Annotated in this window: 21 protein-coding genes; 11 read left to right on the forward strand and 10 right to left on the reverse strand. The window is 63.8% G+C overall.

What is annotated here, in order from left to right; all coding sequences use genetic code 11:
• Positions 1–153 precede the first annotated feature (153 nt).
• The gene (locus BG457_RS15075) at positions 154–1,071 is read left to right on the forward strand and encodes a phosphatase PAP2 family protein (protein ID WP_071798164.1); all 918 of its coding nucleotides are present in this window, start codon (positions 154–156) and stop codon (positions 1,069–1,071) included.
• Here the strand turns inward: BG457_RS15075 and trpE are convergent.
• The 3 genes from trpE to BG457_RS15090 form a co-directional block, all read right to left on the reverse strand.
• Complete coding sequence (gene trpE / locus BG457_RS15080; protein ID WP_071798166.1) at positions 1,068–2,594, reverse strand: anthranilate synthase component I; 1,527 nt, start codon at positions 2,592–2,594, stop codon at positions 1,068–1,070. The genes BG457_RS15075 and trpE overlap by 4 nt on opposite strands.
• 6 nt (positions 2,595–2,600) lie before the next feature.
• Positions 2,601–4,457: a peptidylprolyl isomerase gene (locus BG457_RS15085; RefSeq protein ID WP_084657666.1), complete on the reverse strand. Its 1,857-nt coding sequence runs from the start codon at positions 4,455–4,457 to the stop codon at positions 2,601–2,603.
• 94 nt (positions 4,458–4,551) lie between these two features.
• Positions 4,552–5,730: an aminotransferase gene (locus BG457_RS15090; RefSeq protein ID WP_071799207.1), complete on the reverse strand. Its 1,179-nt coding sequence runs from the start codon at positions 5,728–5,730 to the stop codon at positions 4,552–4,554.
• A 105-nt stretch (positions 5,731–5,835) separates the two neighbouring features.
• Between BG457_RS15090 and rlmJ the strand changes: the two genes are divergently transcribed.
• The 7 genes from rlmJ to BG457_RS15125 all read left to right on the forward strand — a co-directional run bounded on the left by rlmJ (position 5,836) and on the right by BG457_RS15125 (position 14,353).
• Entirely contained in the window at positions 5,836–6,609 is a 774-nt protein-coding gene (rlmJ, locus tag BG457_RS15095; RefSeq protein ID WP_071798169.1) for a 23S rRNA (adenine(2030)-N(6))-methyltransferase RlmJ, read from the forward strand.
• A gap of 250 nt (positions 6,610–6,859) precedes the next feature.
• Complete coding sequence (gene rpsA, locus BG457_RS15100; protein ID WP_071798171.1) at positions 6,860–8,539, forward strand: 30S ribosomal protein S1; 1,680 nt, start codon at positions 6,860–6,862, stop codon at positions 8,537–8,539.
• 218 nt (positions 8,540–8,757) lie between these two features.
• Positions 8,758–10,350, forward strand: a complete 1,593-nt coding sequence (locus BG457_RS15105) for an ABC transporter substrate-binding protein (RefSeq protein ID WP_071799208.1) — start codon at positions 8,758–8,760, stop codon at positions 10,348–10,350.
• Between the two features lie 100 nt (positions 10,351–10,450).
• A complete protein-coding gene (locus tag BG457_RS15110) occupies positions 10,451–11,437 on the forward strand; it encodes an ABC transporter permease (protein ID WP_071798174.1) in 987 nt (328 codons plus the stop codon).
• Positions 11,438–11,446: 9 nt separating this feature from the next.
• Entirely contained in the window at positions 11,447–12,388 is a 942-nt protein-coding gene (locus BG457_RS15115) for an ABC transporter permease (RefSeq protein ID WP_071798175.1), read from the forward strand.
• Positions 12,388–13,371: an ABC transporter ATP-binding protein gene (locus BG457_RS15120; protein WP_071798178.1), complete on the forward strand. Its 984-nt coding sequence runs from the start codon at positions 12,388–12,390 to the stop codon at positions 13,369–13,371. The genes BG457_RS15115 and BG457_RS15120 overlap by 1 nt, the downstream gene beginning before the upstream one ends.
• Positions 13,364–14,353 carry an ABC transporter ATP-binding protein gene (locus BG457_RS15125; RefSeq protein WP_071798180.1) on the forward strand — a complete coding sequence of 330 codons (990 nt, stop codon included), beginning with the start codon at positions 13,364–13,366 and terminating at the stop codon, positions 14,351–14,353. Before BG457_RS15120 ends, BG457_RS15125 begins: the two co-directional genes overlap by 8 nt.
• 57 nt (positions 14,354–14,410) lie before the next feature.
• Here the strand turns inward: BG457_RS15125 and adh are convergent, their stop codons facing one another.
• The 6 genes from adh to BG457_RS15155 form a co-directional block, all read right to left on the reverse strand.
• Positions 14,411–15,931: an aldehyde dehydrogenase gene (adh, locus tag BG457_RS15130; RefSeq protein WP_071798182.1), complete on the reverse strand. Its 1,521-nt coding sequence runs from the start codon at positions 15,929–15,931 to the stop codon at positions 14,411–14,413.
• Between the two features lie 260 nt (positions 15,932–16,191).
• Complete coding sequence (locus tag BG457_RS15135) at positions 16,192–16,728, reverse strand: tetratricopeptide repeat protein (protein ID WP_071798184.1); 537 nt, start codon at positions 16,726–16,728, stop codon at positions 16,192–16,194.
• Positions 16,729–16,744: 16 nt separating this feature from the next.
• Positions 16,745–17,539 (reverse strand): ABC transporter permease, encoded by a 795-nt coding sequence (locus BG457_RS15140; protein WP_071798186.1) that lies wholly within the window; start codon positions 17,537–17,539, stop codon positions 16,745–16,747.
• A complete protein-coding gene (locus BG457_RS15145) occupies positions 17,536–18,258 on the reverse strand; it encodes an ABC transporter ATP-binding protein (protein WP_071798188.1) in 723 nt (240 codons plus the stop codon). Before BG457_RS15145 ends, BG457_RS15140 begins: the two co-directional genes overlap by 4 nt.
• Entirely contained in the window at positions 18,258–19,232 is a 975-nt protein-coding gene (locus tag BG457_RS15150; protein ID WP_071798190.1) for a PQQ-dependent catabolism-associated beta-propeller protein, read from the reverse strand. The genes BG457_RS15145 and BG457_RS15150 overlap by 1 nt, the downstream gene beginning before the upstream one ends.
• 13 nt (positions 19,233–19,245) lie before the next feature.
• Positions 19,246–20,415: an ABC transporter substrate-binding protein gene (locus tag BG457_RS15155; protein ID WP_071798192.1), complete on the reverse strand. Its 1,170-nt coding sequence runs from the start codon at positions 20,413–20,415 to the stop codon at positions 19,246–19,248.
• Between the two features lie 147 nt (positions 20,416–20,562).
• Here BG457_RS15155 and BG457_RS15160 point away from each other — a divergent pair, with 147 nt between their 5' ends.
• From BG457_RS15160 to BG457_RS15170, 3 genes are all read left to right on the forward strand, one after another.
• A complete protein-coding gene (locus BG457_RS15160) occupies positions 20,563–20,991 on the forward strand; it encodes a cupredoxin domain-containing protein (RefSeq protein WP_084657667.1) in 429 nt (142 codons plus the stop codon).
• A 150-nt stretch (positions 20,992–21,141) separates the two neighbouring features.
• Positions 21,142–21,852: a cytochrome c-550 PedF gene (pedF, locus tag BG457_RS15165; RefSeq protein WP_071798195.1), complete on the forward strand. Its 711-nt coding sequence runs from the start codon at positions 21,142–21,144 to the stop codon at positions 21,850–21,852.
• A gap of 23 nt (positions 21,853–21,875) precedes the next feature.
• Positions 21,876–22,772: a transporter substrate-binding domain-containing protein gene (locus tag BG457_RS15170; RefSeq protein WP_071799209.1), complete on the forward strand. Its 897-nt coding sequence runs from the start codon at positions 21,876–21,878 to the stop codon at positions 22,770–22,772.
• A 48-nt stretch (positions 22,773–22,820) separates the two neighbouring features.
• On the opposite strand, the gene gltX is transcribed toward BG457_RS15170, so the two are convergent.
• Positions 22,821–24,149, reverse strand: coding sequence for a glutamate--tRNA ligase (gene gltX / locus BG457_RS15175; protein ID WP_071799210.1), 1,329 nt, complete (start codon positions 24,147–24,149; stop codon positions 22,821–22,823).
• Positions 24,150–24,173 lie beyond the last annotated feature (24 nt).

Below are 24,173 nucleotides of genomic sequence, written 5' to 3' on the forward strand. Positions count from 1 at the left end.
CCTCCCGCTGCACCGCTGCCTTTTCCGTGCGGACCATCAGCAGGTCTACACGGGCGCATCGCCGTCCCGACCGGTTCCCTGTCAACCTCTCGCCCGATTTTGGCCATATCTTGCTGGTAGCACCAAGCGGATCACGGAAGGCACGGGGCGGCGATGACATATCTGCACAAGGGTGAATGGCTGGCGCTTGGCATCATTGCAACAGTGGTGCTCTGGACCGCAATCGCGCAGCAAATCGGCCGGATCGAGATTGACTGGGGCAGCTTCGTGCCCGGTATCCGTTTCTACGGGCTGATCGCAGCTTTCGGTCTGCTGCTGCGCTGGCGCGGCCATGCCGATCATCTGGCCGCCATGTTCATCGTGATCGGCTTGCTGCCGGTCTTCGCCTCGGTCCTCTCGATTGCGAATATGGCGGCATTTCCGCTGCAGCGCCCACTGATCGACGACACGCTTTTCGCCATCGACCGGGCCTTTGGCTATGAATGGGACAAGGCGGTTGCGTGGCTTGCCGCCTATCCGGCATTCTCGCAGCTTCTGGCGAAGATCTATCAATCCTCTTTCCCGCAGATGTTTGTGCTGGTGCTGCTGCTCGGGCTGACCGGGCGCACGGCGCGGCTGCATCATTTCCTGCTGACCGCGATGATCACCTCGCTCGTGACACTGGCCTTCTGGCTGCTCTGGCCCTCTTTCGGCCCAGCCGCCTATCTGGAAATCGCGCCAGAGGTCATCGCTGCGTCAGGGCTGGTTGTCACCCCGGATTATGGCGCGGTTCTCATGCATTTCGCCGAGCATGGTCTGGGGCGCGTGGAATCGCATCTTGTGCTCGGAACCGTGGCCTTTCCGTCCTATCACATCGTCATGGCGCTTCTGGTCGTGTGGTTCGCACGCGGGACAGTGGCGTTCTGGCCTGCGCTCGCGGTCAATCTCTTCATGATCCCCGCCACGCTGACCCATGGCGGACATCACATGATCGACCTTCTGGGCGGGGGGGTCAGCTTCGCGTTTGCGACCCTGCTTGCGGGCAGGCTGTTGCAGGCGCAGAAATCCGCCGCCGCCCCCGTTCCAGCCTAGCCATTCCCGCCCGCAAACCGCCCCGCATCCTCTGCCGCGCGGCGCAGGGCATTGGATTTATTGACGGTTTCCTGATATTCGGCCTCGGGGTCGCTGTCATAGACCACGCCGCCCCCGGCCTGAATATAAAGCGTCTCATCCTTCAGCACGGCAGTGCGCAGGCAGATGCACATATCCATCTCGCCATTGGCCGCGAAATAGCCCGCGCCGCCGCCATAGACGCCGCGCTTTTCGGGTTCCAGCTCGTCAATGATCTCCATCGCGCGGACCTTGGGCGCGCCAGAGACCGTCCCCGCAGGCAGACCCGCCAGGAGCGCTGACAATGCATCCTGCCCCTCGGCCAGTTCGCCGACGACATTCGAGACGATATGCATGACATGGCTGTAGCGCTCGATGATGAATTCCTCGGTCGGGCGCACCGTGCCGATCTTCGCCACCCGCCCCACATCATTGCGCCCCAGATCCAGGAGCATCAGATGCTCGGCCAGTTCCTTCTCATCGGCCAGAAGATCGGCCTCATGCGCGCGGTCCTCCTCGGGCGTGGCCCCGCGCGGTCGGGTGCCCGCGATGGGGCGAATGGTCACTTCGCCCTCGCGCAAGCGCACAAGGATTTCCGGGCTGGCCCCGATCACCTGAAACGGGCCTTCCGCCGCATTCAGGTCGAAATAGAACATGAAGGGCGAAGGGTTGGTGCGCCGCAGCGAGCGATAGAGCGCGAAAGGCGGCAGTGCGAAACGCTGCGACCAGCGCTGCGAGGGGACCACCTGAAAGATATCGCCCGCCCGGATGTATTCCTTGGCCTTCTCGACCGCGGCCAGATAATCGGGCTTGGCGAAATTCGATTGCGGCACCCCGATAGCTGCGCCTTCGCCGCGCAATTCGCGCGGGGCTTGCGGCAGGGCGCGTTCCAGATCGCGCACCGCATCCATCACCCGCTCGGCAGCCTGCGCATAGGCCGCGCGCGCCGTCAGGCCCGAACCGGTCCAGGCCGGGGAGACCACGATCACCTCGCCTTTCACCCCGTCCAGCACCGCCACGACCGAGGGGCGCAGCATCATCGCATCCGGCACTCCGATCGGATCGGGGTTCACATCGGGCAGATGCTCGACCAGCCGGATCATGTCATAGCCCAGATAGCCGAAGAGCCCCGCACTCGCGGCGGGCAGCCCTTCGGGCATCTCGATCCGGCTTTCCGCCAGAGCCGCGCGCAGCGTGTCCAGCGGATGGCCGTCCAGCACCTCCCAGGCGTCCGGGTCGAAACGTGCCGCGCGGTTGATCCGGCTCTGGGCGCCGCGACAATCCCAGATCAGATCGGGTTTCATGCCGATCATCGAATAGCGCCCGCGCAGCTCGCCACCCGTCACCGATTCCAGAATGAAACTGTCGCGGCTGGCTCCCGCGAGCTTGAGATAGAGCGACACCGGCGTGTCCAGATCGGCCGCAAGCCGGGCATAGACAAGCTGGTTCTCGCCGCGCGCCCATCCGGCCTCGAACCGCGCGAAATCAGGGATAAGCTGTGCCATCTGTGATCAGAACCCTGCCTGCACTGCGTCGATGATCTGCTGATTGAGCTGGATCGGCGTGTCCTGACGCAGGCTCGCGGCAAAATAGCCGAACAGATCCTGCGCCATGCTCTGCGCCACCTGCTGCTCCAGCGCCTGACGCAGTCTCGCCACCTCCTCCAGCATCAGATCCGGGCTCTGGACCGCGTTCAACTGCAGCAGATGCAGTCGGGTCGTGCCCTCAACGATACGCACCTCGCCCTCAGCCATCTCAAAACTCTCCGCCACCAGGTCGCGCGGCAGATCCGGCATGATATCCGTGCGCCGCAGCCCGTCAAAGCGCACCGGCACCAGCGCCAGTTCGGGGCCTTCGCTGCCATCGCGCAGGCTCTGGGCCAAGTCCTCGGCCAGCCCGCGCAACCCCTCAAGAACCCGCGCATTGCGCCATTCCGAGATCACCTGAAAGCGCACCTCTTCCAGCGGGCGCGGCGCGGCAGGCAGGCTCTCGACAAATTCCAGCACAAACAGCCCGCCATCTTCCAACTGTCCGATCTCGGGGAAATCGCCCTCCTGCACGGCCTCGGCGGCATTGCGGAACGCCTCATAGGCGGCAATGCCCGATGTCTCGCCGGGCCGCCAGTCGATCTCGCCCTGCTCCATCCGGGTTTCCTGCGCCAGATCCGCGACCGAGGCCCCGCCCGCGATCAGATCCTCAAACAGATCCATGTCATCCATCAGCGCCCGGCGCGCCAGATCCGAGAATTGCTCATCGCGCAACTGATCGCGCACATCCTCAAAGCTGGTTTCCTGCGCGGCAAGGATCGCATTCATGCGGAAAATCGCGGGCCCCAGCGAGGTCTCGACCGGCCCCACAACGCCCGGCCCCTCCAGCGCAAAGACCGCATCCGCCGCCGTGCCCAGCTGGCCGCGCGTCACATCGCCCATATCGGCATCATCCAGATCCAGCCCGCGCTCGGCCACCAGCGCCTCAAACGTGATCTCGCCCGAATTGATCCGCGCCATCGCGGCTTCGGCGCTCGCGGTGTCGGCAAAGACTAGCCGTTCAACCAGCCGCCGTTCGGGCTGCGAGAATTCGGCACTGCGCGCCTCATAGGCCTGCCGCAGGATCGCCTCATCCAGTTCGATCTCGTCGATCATCATTTCCGGCGTGATCCAGGCATAGCGGATGCGCTTGCCCTCGGGCATGGTGTAGCGCTCGATATTGGCCTCATAGAAAGCCTGCAGCGCGGCCGCATCGGGCGTGCCCACCGGCTCTTCCAGCGCATCCGCGCTCAGCGAGATGACGGTCACATCACGGGTCTGGGCCTGATACTCCAGCAGCGGCGTCACATAGGTTTCGGGGGCCGCAGCGCCCGCCGAAACCGCGCGCTGCAGGATAGTGCGCGCCACATCGGCGCGGATCGAATCCTCGAAATCGCGCTCGGACATGTTGATATTCTGCAGCGCGAAACGATAGGCTTCGCGGTCGAAATTGCCACTCAGCCCGCGGAAGGACGGGATCTGCGTGATCTCGCGCTGGATCACACTATCCCCGGCAGAGACGCCCAGCCGCGCGGCCTCATTGTCCAGCACTGCGCCCGTGACCAGTTGTTCCAGCACCATCTGGTCAATCCCGAACAGCCGCGCCTGCTCCATGGTGATCGGCTGGCCGAACTGGGTCTGCAGCGCGCGCAACTCATTTTGCAGCGCGCGGGAAAACTCGCTGGTGGTGATCTTGCGATCGCCCACAGATCCGATCGTGGTCGTGCGCCCGCCAAAGCCCTCGACACCGAAACCAAGCAGGCTGAGCGCAAGCAGCGCCATCAGAAAGCCCGCCGCGATATTCTTCGCATTCATCTTGGTTTTCTTCGGTGGTTTGGACATGATTTCTCTCTGCACTGCGGAACGCGGCCAAGCGGGGCTGCGGGAATTGGAACGTGTGTAAGCAAAGCGATGCGCAGGGGCAAGCGCTGCCGCGTCACGAATTGGCGTGGGTGAAATGCTGCAATCGCTGCGCCAATTCGTTCAGGCCGGTTGCATCGGCATTGGCGAAAGCGATGCGCAGATGCTGGCTGGCGCTTCTGTCGCCCTCGGGCGCGAACATGCTGCCGGGCAAGACCAGCAGGCCCGCCTCTTGCACAAGCTGCCGGGCCAGCCTGTCGTCAGGCATCACGAAAGGATGCGCGACATAGCCGAAATAGGCCCCGGCTCCCTTGATCTGCCAGCCGGGCTGGCGGGCCAGCGCGGCCCGCAAGGCGTGGCAGCGGGCAAGGATCTCGCGCCGCTCGCCCGCCAGCCACTCCTCCAGATGCCTCAGCCCCCAGAGGGCGGCGCGCTGGCCCAGACCCGAGGGGCAGATGGTGACAGAATCGAGGATCTTTTCGATCTGGGCCAGCCGGGCCGGGCTGGCGGCGATGGCCCCTACCCGGTGGCCGGTCAGCCGATAGGCTTTCGAGAAACTGTAGAGATGGATCAGCGTGCCGTCCCAGTCGGGATCGGTGAACAGATCATGCGGCGGGGCCTCATGGCTCAGGAAATCGCGATAGGTCTCATCGAGGATCAGCGCCAGTCCCGTCTCGCGCGCCAGATCGCGGAACCCCGCGATCACGGCAGCCGGATATTCGATCCCGGTCGGATTGTTGGGCGTGACCAGCACAATCGCGCGGCTGCGCGGCGTGATCAGCGCCCTGGCGGCCTCCGGGTCGGGGATCAGGCTGTCATCGCAGGGCAGGGGCACTGCCTCTATCCCCTGCATCGACAGCCACATCGCATGGTTGAAATACCACGGTATTGGCAGGATCACCGCATCGCCGGGGGCGCAGAGCGCGCTGATCGCCGCGCAGAACGCCTGATTGCAGCCCGAGGTGATGGCGATCTGATCCGCGCGCACACCCCCGCGATAAAGCCGCGTCATCCGGGCGGCCAGCGCCGCGCGCAACTCCGGCAGGCCCAGAACCGGGCCGTAGAGATGCGTCGCCGGATCCTCCAGCGCCTCCGCCATCGCCGCGCGCAGAGGGGCAGGCGGGGGCGCGACCGGCGCGGCCTGACTGAGATTGAGCAAAGGGCGCTCGGGCGGAAAGCTCGCCTCGGCGATCCAGCGGCGGGCCTCCATGACCGGCGGGGCCTGTGTCGCGGCAAGATAGGGGTTGAACTGCATATGACCCTCGCGCTGTGCAGGCGGATGATAGGCCGGCACGTAGGCGCGCGCCAGAGGCGGAACTGCACGATTGTATTTGCGCCAGCGGCATGGCACATCGCGCGGATGCTGTCCTATCAACATCTTTATCACGCAGGCAATCTGGCAGATGTGCATAAACATGCACTTCTGGCCTGGGTGCTGGATTACATGACCCACAAGGACAAGCCGCTCAGCTATTTCGAGACCCATGCCGGGCGCGGCTATTACCGGCTCGATTCCTACGAGTCGCGCAAGACCGGCGAGGCCGCAGCCGGTATCGGGCGCGTCGAGCACGCATTCGCCCCCGACCACCCCTATATCCGGGCGATTGATGCCACCCGCGCCGCGCATGGGGCGCAGGCCTATCCCGGCTCGCCCCTGATCGCCGCGCATCTCCTGCGCATGAGCGACCGGATCACCCTGGCCGAGTTGCACCCGCAGGAACATGCAGCGCTTACGCAGATCATGGGCAAGCGCGCCCGGATCGAGAAACGCGACGGGTACGAACTGGTGCAGGCGCTCTGCCCGCCAGAGCCGCGCCGGGGCGTGCTGATGATCGACCCTTCCTATGAGGTGAAGGCCGAGTATGAGACGATCCCGACATTCATCGCCGCCCTCCACCGCAAATGGAATGTCGGCGTGATCCTGCTGTGGTATCCGATCCTTGAGGCCGGGTTGCAGGCGGGCATGATCGCGCGCATCACGCACGATCACCCCGATGCACAGGTTTTCGAAGCCCGCTTCCCCCCGGTCCGCGAGGGGCACCGGATGATCGGCACCGGGCTTCTTGTCCTCAACGCGCCCTGGGGCATGGCGGAAGAAGCCGCGCGCATCACCGCGCTGATGGGCGCCACCTAGCCGCCACTGCCACAAAAAACCTGTGCGCAGGCGCCAAAACCCTTGCCAGCCGCGCCTGTCATCCCTATAGAGCAGCCAATCAAGAAGGCCGAAAGAGCACATCAGCAAGACGGGCAGGGTCGGGCGCAAGCCACGACCCTTTGTGTTTGTTGCCTGTACTCGCGTGATCCGGATGGCCGCTTGAGCCCGAGGAAAGACCGGCGGAGGCAACCGCCAGGCCAGAAACATGATGCAAAGGAAGCAAAACTGAATGTGCGCTAAAGCAACCATGGAAGAATTCGAGGCAATGCTCGCTGAGAGCCTCGAAATGGACACCCCCGATGAGGGCTCTGTCGTTACCGGTACGGTCATCGCCATCGAGGCAGGCCAGGCCATCATCGATGTCGGCTACAAGATGGAAGGCCGCGTCGAACTGAAAGAATTCGCAGAACCCGGCGAAGCCCCGCAGGTCGCTGTCGGCGACAAGGTCGAGGTCTATCTCGAACGCGTCGAGAATGCGCGCGGTGAAGCCGTTGTCAGCCGCGAGAAAGCCCGCCGCGAAGCCGCATGGGACCGTCTCGAAAAAGCCTATGCCGATGAAGCCCGCGTCGATGGCGCGATCTTCGGTCGCGTCAAGGGCGGCTTCACGGTCGATCTGGGCGGCGCTGTGGCCTTCCTGCCCGGCTCTCAGGTCGATGTGCGCCCCGTGCGCGATGCAGGCCCGCTGATGGGTCTGAAGCAGCCCTTCCAGATCCTGAAAATGGACCGTCGCCGCGGCAATATCGTCGTCTCGCGCCGCGCCATTCTCGAAGAGAGCCGCGCCGAACAGCGCGCCGAGGTCATCGGCAAGCTGGTCGAAGGTCAGGTTGCGGATGGTGTGGTCAAGAACATCACCGAATACGGTGCCTTCGTCGATCTGGGCGGTGTGGACGGGCTTCTGCACGTCACCGACATGGCATGGCGCCGCGTCAACCACCCCTCCGAAGTCGTCACCATCGGCGAGACGATCAAGGTGCAGGTCATCAAGATCAACAAGGACACGCATCGCATCTCGCTTGGTATCAAGCAGCTGCAGGCCGATCCGTGGGATGCTGTCGAGACGCAATATGCGCTGGGCTCGGTCCATAAAGGCCGCGTGACCAACATCACCGATTACGGTGCATTCGTTGAACTGGAAGCTGGTGTCGAAGGTCTGGTCCATGTCTCGGAAATGAGCTGGACCAAGAAGAACGTGCATCCCGGCAAGATCGTCTCCACCTCGCAAGAGGTCGATGTCATGGTTCTGGAAATCGACGGTGCCAAGCGCCGCGTGTCGCTGGGCCTGAAACAGACCATGCGCAACCCGTGGGAACTGTTCGCAGAAACCCACCCGGTCGGCAGCCAGATCGAAGGCGAGATCAAGAACATCACCGAATTCGGTCTTTTCGTGGGTCTGGACGGCGATATCGACGGCATGGTGCACCTCTCCGACATCAGCTGGGATCAGCGCGGCGAGGAAGCCATTCAGGATTACCGCAAGGGCGATATGGTCCATGCGGTCGTCTCCGAGGTCGATGCCGAGCGCGAGCGCATTTCGCTCTCGATCAAGGCGCTGGAGAATGACACTTTCTCCGACGCGGTTGAAGGCGTGAAGCGTGGCTCGATCGTCACCTGCACTGTGACCGCCATCGAGGAAGGTGGCATCGAGGTCGAGTATAACGGCACCAAGAACTTCATCCGCCGTTCCGATTTGGCTCGCGACCGTGCCGACCAGCGCCCCGAGCGTTTCCAGGTCGGTGACAAGGTTGATGCGCGTGTGACGAGCGTGGACAGCAAGACCCGCCGTCTGGGTCTGTCGATCAAGGCCCGCGAGATCGCCGAAGAGAAAGAAGCGGTCGAGCAATATGGCTCTTCGGATGCCGGTGCAAGCCTCGGCGATATCCTCGGCGCCGCGCTCAAGGATCGCGGCTGATCTGGCCCGCGCACAGCACGAAAACACTGCAAAAACCCCGGCCTCGTGCCGGGGTTTTTCATTTCCAGCGCCCGAGAGTGCCGCTACGTCACTTGGCGCCCGCACCGGGCACGCCGCTTGACTTGGAAGGGCAAAGCGCAGAACAATCGGCGCAGTTCCCCATGTGCCGGACCGGCCAACAGAAGGGGAAATTCACCATCAGGGAGATCACGATGTCGATGAAATCACTGCTTCTTCCCACGCGCGGCGCGCTTTTGACGGGCGTCGCCGCAACCGCGCTTGTGCTGTCGGGCATGGTCGCGACTGCCGAGACGATCCGCTGGGCGCGGGTGGGCGACTCGCTCACACTCGACCCGCACAGCCAGAACGAGGGGCCGACCCATACGCTGGCGCATCATATCTATGAAACGCTGGTCGAGCGCGAGCTGGATGGCTCGCTCAGCCCGCGTCTGGCGACCGAATGGGGCATCACTGACGAAGATGATACCGTCTGGTATTTCACCATCCGCGAGGGCGTGAAATTCCATGACGGCTCGGAAATGACCGTCGAGGATGTGGTCTTCTCGCTCGACCGTGCCCGCACCACGCCCTCGGGCATGGCAGCCCTGCACGCAGCCGTCGAAGAAGTGACCGCGGTCGATGACACAACCGTGCATGTGCGCCTCTCCGGTCCTGCGCCGCTCTATGTGCAGAACCTGACCAACACTTTCATCATGTCCAAAGCCTGGGCCGAAGCCAATGGCGTCGCCATCGCTCCCAATTACGCAGCGGGCGAGGAAGCCTATTCGATCCGCAACGCCATGGGCACCGGCCCCTATACGCTGGTCGAGCGCGATCCCGAAGTGCGCACTGTCCTGCGTGTCTTTGAAGATCACTGGGATGACGCGCCTGCCGTGACCGAAATCATCTATACCCCGATTGCCGAGGCCGCGACCCGTGTCGCAGCACTCTTGTCGGGCGAAGTCGATATCGTGCAGGACGTGCCGGTGCAGGACATCGCGCGGCTGGAACAGACCGACGGGATCAAGGTCATGCGCGGCCCGGAAAACCGCAATATCTTCTTCAGCTATGACATGAGCTCGGACCGGCTGCGCTCGTCTGATGCGGCGGAAAACCCCTTCGCCAACCCGCTGGTGCGCGAAGCCATGTCGCTGGCGATTGACCGCAACGCGATCCAGCAGGTGGTGATGCGCGGCGAAAGCCAGCCCTCTGCCGCGCCCCTGCCGCCCTTCGTGAACGGCTGGACCGAGGAAATGCACGTCTTTGGCGACCCCGATCTGGCCCGCGCGGGCGAGTTGATGACTGAAGCGGGCTATCCCAACGGCTTCACCGTGCAGCTTGATTGCCCCAATGACCGCTACCTGAATGATGAATCGATCTGTCAGGCGCTGGTGGGGATGCTGGCGCGGATCAATGTCAATGTGAACCTGAACGCGCAGACCCGTTCGCTGCATTTCCCGCTGATCGAGAACTGGGAAACCGATTTCTACATGCTGGGCTGGGGGGTTCCGACCTTTGACAGCCAGTATGTGTTCGATTTCCTCGTGCATAGCCGCGAGGGCAGCTATGGCTCGTTCAACGGCTCGCGCTACTCGAACGCCGATCTGGACGCAAAAATCGAATCGCTGGCGACCATGACCGATCTGGAAGCCCGCGACGCGGTGATCGCCGAGATCTGGGAAGAGGTCATCAACGAGCGCATTTTCCTGAATGTTCACAATCAGGTACTGGCCTATGCCATGCGCGAGGGCGTGACGCTCGATGTGCACCCGGAAAACCAGCCGCGCATGACGACGGTCACATTCGACTGATGCGGGCTTGACCTGCGGACCCGTGCGGGATACCCCGCGCGGGTCAATCTGTTTAGGGCAGAAAGGCTGACCCTTTTAGCCCTGAGATGCGAGGTCCGACATGATCGCCTTCATCCTGCGCCGCCTGGCGCAATCCGTGCTTGTCATGCTGACGGTGGCCCTCGTGGCCTTCGCGCTGTTTCGCTTCGTGGGCGATCCGATCGCCTCGATGGTCGGGCAGGAAACCACGCTGGCTGAACGCGCCGAACTGCGCGAGGCGCTGGGCCTGAATGACCCGTTCCTCATCCAGTTCTGGAATTTCATCCTCCGCGCCGTGCAGGGCGATTTCGGCATCTCCTACCGGTTGCAACAGCCGGTGATGGAACTGATCCTGTCGCGCCTGCCCGCGACGCTGGAACTGGCGCTGGTCTCGGGCGTGATGGCCTTTGTCTTTGGTGTGGGTTTCGGGGTCTATACCGCGCTCAACCGGGGCGGCTGGATCTCGGGCACAGTCATGACCACCTCGCTGATCGGTGTCTCGCTGCCCACTTTCCTGATCGGTATCCTGCTGATCTGGGTTTTCGCGGTCGAGTTGCAATGGCTGCCCTCTTTCGGGCGCGGCGAGACCGTCTATATCGGCAATTGGTGGCGCACCGGGCTGCTGACGGAGTCGGGCCGCGCCTCGCTGATCCTGCCTGCGATCACGCTGGGGCTCTATCAGATGACGCTGATCATGCGTCTGGTGCGCGCCGAGATGCTGGAAGTCCTGCGCACCGATTACATCAAATTCGCCCGCGCGCGGGGCCTCTCGAACCGCGCGGTGCATTTCGGCCATGCGCTGAAAAACACGCTGGTCCCGGTCATCACCATCACGGGCCTGCAGATGGGCAGCATCATCGCCTTTTCGATCATCACCGAGACCGTGTTCCAATGGCCCGGCGTGGGGGCGTTGTTCATCAATTCGGTGCGCTTCGTCGATGTGCCGGTGATGGCCGCCTATCTGATGCTGATCGCGCTCGTTTTCGTCGTGATCAACCTGATCGTCGACCTGCTTTACTATGCCGTGGACCCGCGCCTGCGCGTGGACCGCGCCAATGCCCGGCACTGAGGGGGAAACATGGCTGATTTCGCGCCTGCAGACCGACCCAATTTTCTGGCCCGCGCCTGGGACAGCGATATCGCATGGTCTTTCCGCCATTCACCGCTGGCGATTGTCGCCGCGCTGGTCTCGGTCCTGATCATCCTCGCCGCCGTGCTGGCACCCTGGATCGCCCCGCATGACCCGTTCAACCCGGCCTCGCTGAACCTGATGGACGGCTTCACGCCCCCGATGGAACCCAACCAGTTCACCGGCAATCTCTATTGGCTGGGCACCGACAATCAGGGCCGCGACGTGTTCTCGACCATCCTCTATGGCGCGCGCATCTCGCTTTTCGTGGGCTTCATGGCGGTGCTCTTCGCCATGGTGCTGGGCATCACGCTGGGCCTGATCGCGGGCTATCGCGGCGGCTGGATCGACGCGCTGCTGATGCGGGTCGCGGATGTGCAACTGACCTTTCCGGCGATCCTGCTCGCGCTTCTGATCTTCGGCATCGCACGCGGCTTCATCCCGCCCGCGATGCGCGACGCAATGGCGATCTGGGTGCTGATCGTGGCCATCGGCCTGTCGGAATGGGTGAATTATGCGCGCGTCGTGCGCGGCGCGACCATGGTCGAGAAGAACAAGGAATATGTGCAGGCCGCCCGCGTGATCGGGGTGCATCCGGTGCGCATCCTTGCGCGCCATATCCTGCCCAATGTCATGGGGCCGGTGCTGGTCATCGCCACAATCGGCCTCGCGCTCGCGATCATCGCCGAGGCGACGCTCTCTTTCCTTGGCGTCGGCGTGCCCCCCACCCAGCCCTCGCTGGGCACACTCATCCGCATCGGGCAGGGCTTCCTCTTCTCGGGCGAATGGTGGATCCTGCTCTTCCCCTCGATCACGCTGCTGGCGCTGGCGCTCTCGGTCAACCTGCTGGGCGACTGGCTGCGCGACGCCCTGAATCCGAGGTTGCGCTGATGGCTGAACCTTTGCTTTCCGTCCGCGATCTGGTCGTGGAATTCCCGACAAGGCGTGGCGTGCTGCGCGCGCTCGACAAGGTGTCCTTTGACATTGCCGAGGGCGAGGTTCTGGGCATGGTCGGCGAATCCGGCGCGGGCAAATCCCTGACCGGGGCCGCGATCATCGGGCTTCTGGAGCCACCGGGCCGCGTGGCCTCGGGCGAAATCTGGCTGCGCGGCGAGCGGATCGACAATCTGCCGCGCGAGAAGATGCGCCGCATCCGGGGTCGGCGGATCGGCATGGTGTTCCAGGATCCCCTGACCAGCCTCAACCCGCTTTATACCGTCGCCCAGCAACTGATCGAGACCATCCGCACGCATATGGATGTCTCCGACAGCGAAGCCCGCAAACGCGCCGTGGCGCTTCTCGACCGTGTGGGCATCCCCGCCGCCGCCCGCCGCATCGACGATTACCCGCATCACTTCTCGGGCGGTATGCGCCAGCGCGTGGTGATCGCGCTCGCACTGGCTGCAGAGCCGGAACTGGTCATCGCCGATGAGCCGACCACCGCGCTCGATGTCTCGGTGCAGGCGCAGATCATCGATGTGCTGAAGGAAATCTGCGCCGAGCGCGGCGCCTCGGTCATGCTGATCACCCATGACATGGGCGTGATTGCCGAAACCGCCGACCGCGTGGCCGTGCTCTATGCCGGGCGGCTGGCCGAAATCGGGCCGGTGCGCGATGTGATTCAGGCCGCCGAACACCCCTATACCAGCGGGTTGATGGGCTCGATCCCGACGCTGACCCAGACCGCTGACCGGCTGACCCAGATCCCCGGCTCCATGCCGCGCCTGAACGCCATCCCGCAGGGCTGCCCTTTCAATCCCCGCTGCCCGCATGTGTTCGACCGCTGCCGGGTCGAGCGGCCAGAACTGATCGCGCGCCCGGCCGGGCGGCAGGTCGCCTGCTGGCTCTATGACAAGGAGGCACAGAATGTCTGATGTGCTGCTGTCTGTCGAAGGGCTGACGCGCCGCTTCGATGTGTCGAAACCCTGGCTCAACCGCGTGATCGAACGCGACGAGCGGCAATTCCTGACCGCCAATGCCGATGTAAGCTTCGAGATCCGCAAGGGTGAGACCTTCGCGTTGGTGGGCGAATCCGGCTCGGGCAAATCGACCATCGCCAAGATGATCGTGGGCCTCTTGGAACCCTCCGAAGGGCAGATCCGCTTCGATGGCGATGTGATGGATTTCAACTCGGGCGCGGCGATGCGCCGCTTGCGCCGCCGCTTCCAGATGATCTTTCAGGATCCCTTCGCCAGCCTCAACCCGCGCTGGCGGGTGGGCGATATCATCGCGGAACCGATCCGCACCTTTGATCTGATGAAAGGGGCCGCGATCCGCAACGAAGTGGGGCGGCTTCTGGATCTGGTGGGCCTCTCCGCCACCGACGCCGAGAAATTCCCGCATGAGTTTTCCGGCGGCCAGCGCCAGCGCATCGCCATTGCCCGCGCGCTGTCGTCAAGACCCGAATTCATCGTCTGCGATGAACCGACTTCGGCGCTCGATGTCTCGGTGCAGGCGCAGATTCTGAACCTGATGCGCGATCTGCAGGATGAATTCGGCCTGACCTATCTGCTGATCAGCCATGATCTGAGCGTGGTGCGGCATATGGCGAACCGCATAGGCGTGCTCTATCTGGGGCGGCTGGTCGAAGTCGCGGATGCGAAACGGCTGTTTCTTGACCCCCAGCACCCCTATACGCGGATGCTGCTCGATGCCGTGCCGGATCTGGCGCTCTCGGGACGGCGCAGAACCCCGGTGACGGGCGAGATCCCGAACCCGATCAACCCGCCGCCCGGCTGCGCCTTTCACCCGCGCTGCCCGCATGTGATGCCGATCTGCAAACAGGTGATCCCGCCCCCGATTGAAACCGCGACCGGGCGCGCGGCCTGCTACCTGCTGGCCCCGACCCCGGCCTGACATGCAGACACCGCCCCCGGCAACAGGGGCGGTGCAGTGTCACTTCAGCAAAAAGCCTCAGAAGAAGCCCAGCTTGTTGGGGTTGTAGCTGACCAGCATGTTCTTGGTCTGCTGATAATGGTCGAGCATCATCTTATGCGTCTCGCGTCCGATGCCCGATTGCTTGTAGCCGCCAAAAGCCGCATGCGCCGGATAGGCATGGTAATTGTTCACCCAGACACGCCCCGCCTCGATCGCGCGGCCAAAGCGATAGGCGCGGGTGCCGTCGCGGGTCCAGACCCCGGCGCCCAGACCATACATCGTGTCATTGGCAATCGCGAGCGCCTCGGCCTCGTCCTTGAAAGTCGTCACCGACACGACCGGGCCGAAGATCTCCTCCTGAAACACCCGCATCTTGTTGTGACCCTTGAAGATCGTCGGCTGGATATAATAGCCGCTTTCCAGATCGCCCCCCAGATGTGCGGAATCCCCGCCCACCAGCACCTCGGCCCCTTCCTCGCGGCCAATGGTGAAATAGGACATGATCTTGTCATGCTGCATCTTGCTGGCCTGCGCCCCCACCATCGTGGACATGTCGCGCGGATCGCCCTGGGTGATGGCCTTCACCCGCGCGATGCAGCGGGCGATGAATTCCTCATAGATATCTTCCTGAACCAGCGCCCGCGACGGGCAGGTGCAGACCTCGCCCTGATTGAAGGCAAAGAGCACGAAGCCTTCCACCGCCTTGTCAAGGAACGCATCATCCTCGGCCATGATATCCGAAAAGAAGATATTGGGCGATTTGCCCCCCAGTTCCAGCGTGACCGGGATCAGGTTCACGGTCGCGGCTTCCATGATCTTGCGCCCGGTCGCGGTCGAGCCGGTGAAAGCGATCTTCGCAATCCGGTTCGAGCGCGCCAGCGCGTCGCCCGCCTCGGCGCCCAGACCGTTGACGATATTCAGCACACCTGCGGGCAGCAGATCAGCAATCACCTCGATCAGCACCATGATCGCCGCAGGCGTCTGCTCGGCGGGTTTCAGCACGATGCAATTGCCCGCCGCCAGCGCCGGCGCCAGTTTCCACGCCGCCATCAGGATCGAGAAATTCCACGGGATGATCTGCCCCACCACGCCCAGCGGCTCATGAAAATGATAGGCCACCGTGTCATGGTCGATTTCCGACATGGTGCCTTCCTGCGCGCGCAGCGTGCCCGCGAAATAGCGGAAATGATCGACCGCCAGCGGAATATCGGCGGCGGTGGTCTCGCGGATCGGCTTGCCATTGTCCCAGGTCTCGGCCGCCGCGATCAGGTCCAGATTCGCCTCGATCCGGTCCGCGATCCGCAGCAGGATATTCGAGCGTTCCGCAACGCTCGTCTTGCCCCAGGCCTCTTTCGCGGCATGGGCCGCATCCAGCGCCAGCTCGATATCGGCCTTGTCGGAGCGCGCGACTTCGCAGACCTTGGCACCGGTGATCGGCGTGATATTGTCCATATAGCGCCCGGCGACAGGGGCCACGAACTGGCCACCGATGAAATTGTCATAGCGCGTCTTGAAGGGCGAGGCGGTGCGGAAATCGGCTTGCGTGATCTGGTTCATGGGGGTCTCCTCCTGAATGGACTGCCCGTCGGGGACAGCATGGCCGCACCATAATCCTGATCGCCCGATCCGTCTGCGCGACCATAGTCTACGCGACTTTGGTCGTAATTTTATCCATTGAGACTACATGTTTAGCGCCGGGTCCGATCAGCCCGCGCCCCAGCCCGCTGTCACGCCCCCAAGGCTTCATCTTGCCCGAAATACTCTCACTGAGAGGCCACGGGCCGCAAGGCCCGTCCCCCCTCAGCAGCCTCCCCAAGCTAGAACATCGGCGCGTATTTCCACGCATCCGCATCCGGCGTGACAGCATCCAGATCATACTCCGCTGCCTGCAAGCGCCGGGCGATCCCCAGACCCTGTTCCGCAGCCTGATCGACCAGCGCGCGCCCGCGCGCCAGATCCTGCGCGACACCGCGCCCGCGCATCATGTCGATGCCGTGATTATAGCGCCCCACCGCATCGCCCATCTCGCCTGCGCGCCTGCTCCATTCGGTCGCGCGATCCGGGTCTTCATCCGCGCCCAGACCGTTATGGTCCAATTGGCTCATCCAGTTCATCGCCTGTGTCCAGCCCGCCGCAGCGCAGGCTTCAAAGATGATCCGCGCCTCGGCATGACGGCCGGATTTCGTCGCCAGATAGCCATTGGCGCAGACGATCATATCGACATCACCGCGTCTCGCGCGCTCGACCAGCCGCTCCAGCGTCATCTCTTCGGGGTTGGTGGTGCCATATTGCGAAAAATCCTCCCCGGCCATCGCGGGCAGGGCGAACAGGGCCAAGGCAGCAAGCAGACGCATGTCATCTCCTTTTCGGTCACCGGGTCTTGCGGGTCATGATGCCGCGCGCCGGATCGAACCCCCAGAGTGCCAGCGCCAGAAACGCCGCGAAACTCAGCGCGACCCAGCCCAGCGCCTCGGTATTCAGCCGCAGATAGAGCGCGAAGCGGATCAGTTCGACTGCGTGTGAAAACGGGTTCCAGGCACAGATATCACGCAAGAGCCGCGAGGATTCGGCCATCCGCCACAGCGGATAAAGCGCGGTCGAGAGAAAGAAGACCGGGAAAATGACGAAATTCATCACCCCCGCGAAATTCTCCAGCTGCCGGATGGTCGAGGCCAGGAACAGCCCCACCGCCCCCAGCATCAGCCCCACCACGACCAGCGCAGGCAGCACCCAGAGATAGCCCATCGGCGGCAGCCTGATCCCATAGGCCCACGCAATCCCCAGAAACGCATAGGCTTGCAGGATCGAGACCAGCACCCCCGCCAGAAGCTTGCAGAACAAAAGCCACCACCGGGGCAGGGGGGCGGTCAGCAAGAGCCGCATCGACCCCATTTCGCGGTCATAGACCAGTGACAGCGCCGATTGCATCGCGTTGAAGAGAAGGATCATCGCCACCAGCCCCGGCAGGATATAGGTCTCATAGGTGATATAGGTCTGATAGGGCGGCGTGATCGACAGCCCGAGCGCGGCGCGAAACCCGGCGGCAAAGACCACCAGCCACACCAGCGGGCGCACAAGGGCGGCCAGAAAGCGCTCGCGCTGGGTGACAAAACGCAGTGCCTCGCGCAGCAGGATCGCCGACAGGGCGCGCCAATAGGGGCTCATGGGAGCGCCTCCTCGGTCAGCGCCATGAAATGCGCGGCCAGCCCGTTTTCCGGGGCAATGTCCCGCGCCCGCCCGGTCTCCAGAACCTCGCCCTGATGCAGGATCAGCACGGTATCGTCAGCCGCCACCTCATCCACCAGATGCGTGGCCCAGAGCACCGCAAGCCCGTCCTCGCGCGCCAGCGCATGCACATGGGCGGTGATGCTCGCCCGCGCCCGCGCATCCAGCCCTACGGTCGGCTCATCCAGCAAAAGCAGGCGCGGGCGATGCATCAGCGCGCGCGCGATCTCCAGCCGCCGCCGATGCCCGCCATTCAGATCGCGCGCCTTCTCGCCTGCGCGCTCAAGCATATCCAGCCGCGCCAGAACCTCCTGCGCCCGCGCCGCGCTCTCGCGCCGCGACAGCCCGTGCAAGGCGCCAAAATAGGCCAGATTGCGCGCAACACTCAGATCCAGATCCAGCGTCATCTGCTGAAACACCACCCCCATCTGCGCGAGCGCGGCCAAAGGGCGGGCCTGCAAATCCTGCCCCATCACCGCGATCCGCCCCGCGCGCGCCACAAACAGCCGCGTCAGCAGCGCGAAAAGCGTCGATTTCCCCGCGCCATTGGGGCCAAGCAGCGCGCAGAACTCGCCCGGCTGAACCGCAAAAGAGACGCCTTTCAGCGCCTCTTTCCGGCCATAGCGAAAGCTCAGCCCCGTGACCTCAAGCGCGGCCATCAGCGCTCCGCAGGCCGGTAAGCCGCCCCCCAGGGGAAACGCCCCACCTTGACCGTCCTGACCGGCTCGCCCCGTTCCAGATCAATGATCGTCACATCCCCCGAAACCCCGTTCGTGGTGAACAGGAGTTTCTCGTCATCCGACATCGCCATATGCCAGACCCGGCGTCCGACCAGATGATAGCCCAGCACCTCGTAGCTCTCGATATCCACCACCGCAATCCGGTTGGCCGGACCCAGCGCCACATAGGCGCGGGTCATATCCTCGGTCAGCCGAAACCCCACCGGCTGCACATCATGCGGATGCACATCGGGGATCTCGAAGCGGATCTCGGCCAGTTCCTCGAATGTCCCGGTGTCGAACACATGCAAGCCCCCGCCAATCTCGGCACTGACAAACAGCCGTGCGTCATCACTGGTGAATTCCGCATGGCGCGGCCGCGACCCCACCAGCGAATTGTGAAAGATCGCATGCGTTTCCGTATCGATCCAATGCGCCATATTGGTGGTCTCGGACGTGGTGATGGCGATGGTCCCTGCATGGTTGATCGCCTTGCCCTCGGGTTCCACCCCCACCGGGATCTGCGCCACGATCACCCGGTCCACCACATCCAGAACCGAGGTGATGTTGTCATCCTCATTCGAAATCCAGATATGCCGGTTATCCGGGTGCAGCGCAAAGGTCTCGGGGTTCTCGCCCGAGGGCAGATTATGCAGGATCTGCCGCGTCGCCACATCGATCACCTGAATCGTGCTGTCATCAGAGGCGCAGAGATAGGCCACCGAATAGTCATGGCTGAACATGATCCCGCGCGGACGCGCCCCCACCTTGATCGTCTCGACCACCTCCATCGTAGGCACGTCAATGATGCTGATGGTGTTGTCGCGCTCATTCGAGATCCAGACTTCCTGCGCCATCGCCGGGGTCGCCATCAGCGCGCTCAGGGCAAAGGCGGAAACTGTGTTGCGGATCATTGCTTCAGTCCTTTCAGTCAAAAGCCCTGCAGGCCGTCTCAAGCCGGTCGCGACCCAGCGTGTCAAGCGTGCTCACCTCATGCAGAAAGCCCGGCATGGGTGTCATCGCGACAAGGGCCGTGCGCGTGGCCACCGGCATGGGCTGGCGCATCTGCCCGTTCCAGTCGCGATAGGTGATCGCCGCCCCCTTGAAAGCCGCAAGTTCAAACGCATCGCCCAGCAGATAGTCGCGGATCGCGCCCGCATCATTGCTGTTCAGCCGCGTCACCGCCTCGCCGACCGAGCGCACTGCCGCCCAGGCGGCATAATCCACCGCCCCCATCGGGCGCTCTGCCAGCCGCTTGAAGCGCAGTTGCAACTGCGCCGCGCCATAAGCCTCCACCCGGTCCGACCAGGCATCGGGCCGCGCCCCCGCTGATCCGGCGACCGGGCGCGGCTCCCAGGCGTTGAATTCCAGATAGGGGCCGAAATCGCCCGCCTCATCGGCCACGAGCAGCACGTGATGGCCGGGGAAATCCTGCGTGAAGACCGGAAATTCCTGCCCGATATTGCGCCGCATGTCCGAATCCGTGTCCCAGTCCTTCTCGGCCCGGATCCGCGCCCCGAATTTGGTGGCGGAATGGCGCAGCGCCGTCGCAAATTCCAGATCCGCCGGGCGCTGACCGGTGATCATCACCAGATCGCTCCAGCGCCTGGTGACCAGAAACTGCATCAGCGCATCCGCCCGCATCGCATAGCTCGGCATCGTGTGCAGCACATTCGCGCGACATTCTTCCTCGCGCAGCGCCTCCGATTCGGCGCTGGCATTGAAGATCAGCGCGCCCTCGGCCTCTGGCAGATCGGCCAGCGCCAGCAGTGCGTCAGTGGGCGCGTTCACCACCACAATCCGATGGTCTGCCAGCACCGCGCGCGCAGCCTCCAGCCAATCCTCGCCCAGGGGCACCACCAGATCGCTCAGGCTGTAGTCATGCCCCATGAACCCGCCCGTGGTGGCATTATCCGCAAGCCCCAGCGCGGCCCCCATCCGGCCCAGATCATCAGGGATCGGGTCCAGATTGGTCAGCACCGGCGGGCGCTCGACCTCCATCTCCAGATAGGCAATCGGCACCTCGATATTGGCCTGTGCCGTGCTGGCAACAAAGCTCGCGAGAACGGTCGGAATGATCAGGGATTGCTGTGTCATGCGGCCTCCTCCCAAAGGCTGCGCCAAGGGTAGCCCGGCATCGCGCCGACCCGAAATTAGACCTTGGTTGCATAGACGATGGTCCTATTCCCAAGCGCGCGCGGTGCTGCCTAGGCTTGCGCGATCATGCCAACGGAGGAGACAGACATGACACGCATTGCGATATTCGCCGCAGCTTCGGTTCTTTCACTTGGTGGCGCGGCCCATGCTGCTGGCGGCGATCTGGCAACCCAGCCAATCGAGCTGGAGGCGCTGCAGGTCGGCACCGGCGATAATGGCTTCGGCATGGAACCAAATGAATACCGGATGCAGACCGGGCAGAGCTACCGGCTGACCATTCAGGCGGTGGGCTGGCATGAATGCAACTGGGAAGCGCCGTCGTTCTTCAAGAACACCTGGCTGCGCAAGATCGAGGCCGGGAATATGGAAATCAAGGTCGCCCAGCTCAACGAGCTTGAGATGGACTCTGATGGCGAGGCAGAACTCTTCTTCGTCCCGATCCGTCCCGGCACCTATCAGTTCGGCTGTCGCGGGCTGGAAGATCGCGGCATGACCGGCAGTTTCATCGTCGAATGACCGCGCAGGGGCAGGGCTGACGAGGCCGGACGCGACCAACTGTTTTCAGGCCGGATCTCATCCCTTCGTCGCATAGCCCATGGTCGAATAGCGCGCGGAAAACGGCTTCGCTAGGCTCATCCCAAGCCTGAAATACCCGGAGGAGAGACGATGAATACCACCCTGACCCGCCTGCCAGCCGCAGCCCTTGCCCTGTGCCTGTCGGCCACTCTGGCGCATGCGCATGGCGATGTCGCACCGCAACCCGTGAATACCGAGGGGCTGCCGGATCTGACCGGCGGCTGGGAGTTCGAAAACCCGTTCCGCGACCCGTCAAGCGAATACTGGGAACGCGCGCTGCGCATCGGTGACAGCGCCTATAACCAGAATTGTGCGCGCTGCCACGGGCTCGAAGTCGTCTCGGGCGGGCTGGCCCCCGACCTGCGCTTCCTCATGGCCGAGGAAATGGACGATGAATGGTTCCTGGAGCGCATCCGCCGCGGCTCCGGCGACCGGATGCCCGCCTACGAGGATCTGATGAACCAGCAGGCGATGTGGGCGATCCGCACCTATATCGAAACCCGCCCCGACCCTGATGGCATTGCCGAACATATGCCCCGCCTGCGCGATATCCGTGACGGGCTGCGCGCCAAGCAGGAAGCCATCGCCGCAGGCAGCGCCAGCGCCGAGGATTACGCCGAGGAAATCGCCGCCCTCCATGTCGAGTTGATGGAGATCGCGCTGGCCGTGCCCACCATGTCCGGCGCGCCCAAGGCCGACAGCATCGCGCGGCGTGCGGCGGTGATACTGGAACGCGGCGGCGAACGCGCGCTGCGCGAAGCGGATGAAACCCTGACCATCGGCCTGTCAGTGGCCCGCTGATGCGGTGCCGGACGGAGATGCGAATGCGACTGAGAACCTCCCTGTCAGCTCTTGTGCTGATGACTGTCCTGACCCTCGCCGGGTCAGGACTTTTTGCGCGTGAATTTCCCTCCGACGATTCCGGCCGCGACCGCGTGGGCATCGACTATGACGAGATCATGGCGCGCGGCTATATCGAGATCGGTGTCTATGAGGATCTCGCTCCCTATTCCTGGCGCGACAGTTCCGGGCAATTGCAGGGGGTGGATGTGGCCCTTGCCCGCCTGATCGCCGAGGCGCTGGGCGTTGGTCTGCGCGTGACCGACCTGCCCGCCGACGAGGATGTGGATACCGACCTGCGCAACTATATCTGGCGCGGGCATTACATGGGGCGGCGCGTGGTGAATGTGCTGATGCGCGTGCCCTATAACCGCGAGCTGGATTACCGCAATGAACTGGCAGCCCTGACCGGACGCTATGCGCAGGAACGCATCGCCATCGCCTATCGCCGCTCGGACTACCCGGATGAGCCGCCCTGGCCGGGCAGTTTCACCACAAGAACCGTCGCCGTGGAAAATCACTCGCTGTCTGATTTCTACCTGACCGGGCTGCAGCAGGGCGCGCTGATCCGCAACATGACCCGCCGCCGCACGCTGCCAGAGGCGATTGACCTGCTGCGCGCGGGCGAGGTGAGCGCCGTCATGGGCATCCGCTCGCGTCTGGAGCACTATCTGCGCGACGCGCCGGAATTTGCCGTTGAGAGCGGGCCCCTGCCGGGGCTCGCCATAGGCTCATGGCCAATCGGCATCGCGACCGCCTTCTACACCGCGCGCATGCTCAGCTATGAGCTCGATGACATCCTGACAGAGGCCGTGCGCGACGGGCGCATCGAGGCGATCTACCACGCGCATGGACTGACCTGGGAAGCGCCGGGGCGCTGAGACCCCGCCTGTAGGGTGCGTGCTCCAGCACGCACCCTACTGCACGCATCACCCTTTCGCGCGCACCCGCTGCAGAAGCGGCATCAGCGCGCCCATATCCGGCCCCTGCGCCTGTCCCGTCAGCGCCAGCCGCAAGGGCATGAACAGCCCCTTGCCCTTGCGCCCCGTGGCCGCTTTCACCGCCCCGGTCCAGTCCTTCCACGCCTCCGCTCCATAGGGCGGCGGCGGCAGCAGGTCCAAAGCCTGCGCCACAAATTCCGCATCCTCGGGCGCGATCACCGGCTCTGCCCCATCGCGGCACAGCGCCCACCATGCCCCCAGATCCTCAAGCGTGCCGATATTCTCGCGCGCCACATCCCAGAATTGCGGGGCCAGCGCCTCGGGCACGCCCAAAGCCGCGATCTGATCCGCCACCGCCGCATAGGGCCGCCCCTGCAGATCGGCCCGCGTCAGCGGCCACAGATCCTCGGGGTCAAACTTCGTCGGCGCCGCGCCGAATTGCGCCAGATCGAAGCCATCCGCGATCTCATCGAGCGTCAGCCGCAATTCCACCGGCTGGTTCGAGCCCAGCCGCGCCATCAGCGACAACAACGCCGCCGGTGTCACCCCCTGCGCCCGCAGATCGCGCAGGCTCAGCGTGCCCAGCCGCTTGGACAGGGCCTCGCCCTGCGCGCCCGTCAGCAGCGAATGATGCGCGAAATCGGGCGGGGTGCCGCCCAGCGCCTGAATGATCTGGATTTGCGTCGCCGTATTCGTCACATGATCCGAGCCGCGCACGATATGCGTGACCCCCATCTCCATGTCATCCACCACCGAGGCGAGCGTATACAGCACCTGCCCATCGGCCCGGATCAGCACCGGGTCCGAGACGGATGCCGCATCAATCGAGAGCGGCCCGAGGATCCCGTCCTCCCATTCGATCCGCGCCTGATCCAGGAGAAACCGCCAATAGCCCGCACGCTCTTCGCGCAGCTTCGCCTTGGCCGCCTCATCCAGCCCCAGTGCCGCCCGGTCATAGACCGGCGGCCTGCCCATATTCAGCTGCTTCTTGCGCTTCAGATCCAGCTCGGTCGGCGTCTCGAAACATTCATAGAACCGCCCATCCGCGCGCATCTGATCGGCAGCGGCCTGATAGCGCTCCAGCCGCTTCGATTGCTGCTCGATCCGGTCCCATCCCAGACCCAGCCATTCCAGATCCTGCTGAATCCCGTCGATATATTCTTGTTTTGACCGCTCCTGATCGGTGTCATCCAGCCGCAGGATGAATTGCCCGCCGGATTTGCGTGCTATCAGATAATTGAACAGCGCTGTGCGCAGATTGCCGATATGCAGATAGCCCGTAGGCGAGGGCGCGAAGCGGGTGATGATGCCGGACATGACCTGAGCCACCTTTGAGATAAA

The organism is Natronohydrobacter thiooxidans (assembly GCF_001884735.1).
GTDB lineage: Bacteria > Pseudomonadota > Alphaproteobacteria > Rhodobacterales > Rhodobacteraceae > Roseinatronobacter > Roseinatronobacter thiooxidans_A.

Bases quoted from the DNA above. Each gene is read 5' to 3' on its own strand.
- rlmJ (WP_071798169.1), top strand. From the start codon at position 5,836: ATGCTGTCCTATCAACATCTTTATCACGCAGGCAATCTGGCAGATGTG.
- BG457_RS15120 (WP_071798178.1), top strand. From the start codon at position 12,388: ATGGCTGAACCTTTGCTTTCCGTCCGCGATCTGGTCGTGGAATTCCCG.
- BG457_RS15090 (WP_071799207.1), bottom strand. From the start codon at position 5,730: ATGCAGTTCAACCCCTATCTTGCCGCGACACAGGCCCCGCCGGTCATG.
- BG457_RS15160 (WP_084657667.1), top strand. From the start codon at position 20,563: ATGACACGCATTGCGATATTCGCCGCAGCTTCGGTTCTTTCACTTGGT.
- BG457_RS15085 (WP_084657666.1), bottom strand. From the start codon at position 4,457: ATGTCCAAACCACCGAAGAAAACCAAGATGAATGCGAAGAATATCGCG.
- trpE (WP_071798166.1), bottom strand. From the start codon at position 2,594: ATGGCACAGCTTATCCCTGATTTCGCGCGGTTCGAGGCCGGATGGGCG.
- adh (WP_071798182.1), bottom strand. From the start codon at position 15,931: ATGAACCAGATCACGCAAGCCGATTTCCGCACCGCCTCGCCCTTCAAG.
- BG457_RS15140 (WP_071798186.1), bottom strand. From the start codon at position 17,539: ATGAGCCCCTATTGGCGCGCCCTGTCGGCGATCCTGCTGCGCGAGGCA.
- BG457_RS15170 (WP_071799209.1), top strand. From the start codon at position 21,876: ATGCGACTGAGAACCTCCCTGTCAGCTCTTGTGCTGATGACTGTCCTG.
- BG457_RS15125 (WP_071798180.1), top strand. From the start codon at position 13,364: ATGTCTGATGTGCTGCTGTCTGTCGAAGGGCTGACGCGCCGCTTCGAT.
- BG457_RS15155 (WP_071798192.1), bottom strand. From the start codon at position 20,415: ATGACACAGCAATCCCTGATCATTCCGACCGTTCTCGCGAGCTTTGTT.
- BG457_RS15135 (WP_071798184.1), bottom strand. From the start codon at position 16,728: ATGCGTCTGCTTGCTGCCTTGGCCCTGTTCGCCCTGCCCGCGATGGCC.
- BG457_RS15110 (WP_071798174.1), top strand. From the start codon at position 10,451: ATGATCGCCTTCATCCTGCGCCGCCTGGCGCAATCCGTGCTTGTCATG.
- rpsA (WP_071798171.1), top strand. From the start codon at position 6,860: ATGTGCGCTAAAGCAACCATGGAAGAATTCGAGGCAATGCTCGCTGAG.
- gltX (WP_071799210.1), bottom strand. From the start codon at position 24,149: ATGTCCGGCATCATCACCCGCTTCGCGCCCTCGCCTACGGGCTATCTG.
- BG457_RS15075 (WP_071798164.1), top strand. From the start codon at position 154: ATGACATATCTGCACAAGGGTGAATGGCTGGCGCTTGGCATCATTGCA.
- BG457_RS15115 (WP_071798175.1), top strand. From the start codon at position 11,447: ATGGCTGATTTCGCGCCTGCAGACCGACCCAATTTTCTGGCCCGCGCC.
- BG457_RS15145 (WP_071798188.1), bottom strand. From the start codon at position 18,258: ATGGCCGCGCTTGAGGTCACGGGGCTGAGCTTTCGCTATGGCCGGAAA.
- pedF (WP_071798195.1), top strand. From the start codon at position 21,142: ATGAATACCACCCTGACCCGCCTGCCAGCCGCAGCCCTTGCCCTGTGC.
- BG457_RS15105 (WP_071799208.1), top strand. From the start codon at position 8,758: ATGAAATCACTGCTTCTTCCCACGCGCGGCGCGCTTTTGACGGGCGTC.
- BG457_RS15150 (WP_071798190.1), bottom strand. From the start codon at position 19,232: ATGATCCGCAACACAGTTTCCGCCTTTGCCCTGAGCGCGCTGATGGCG.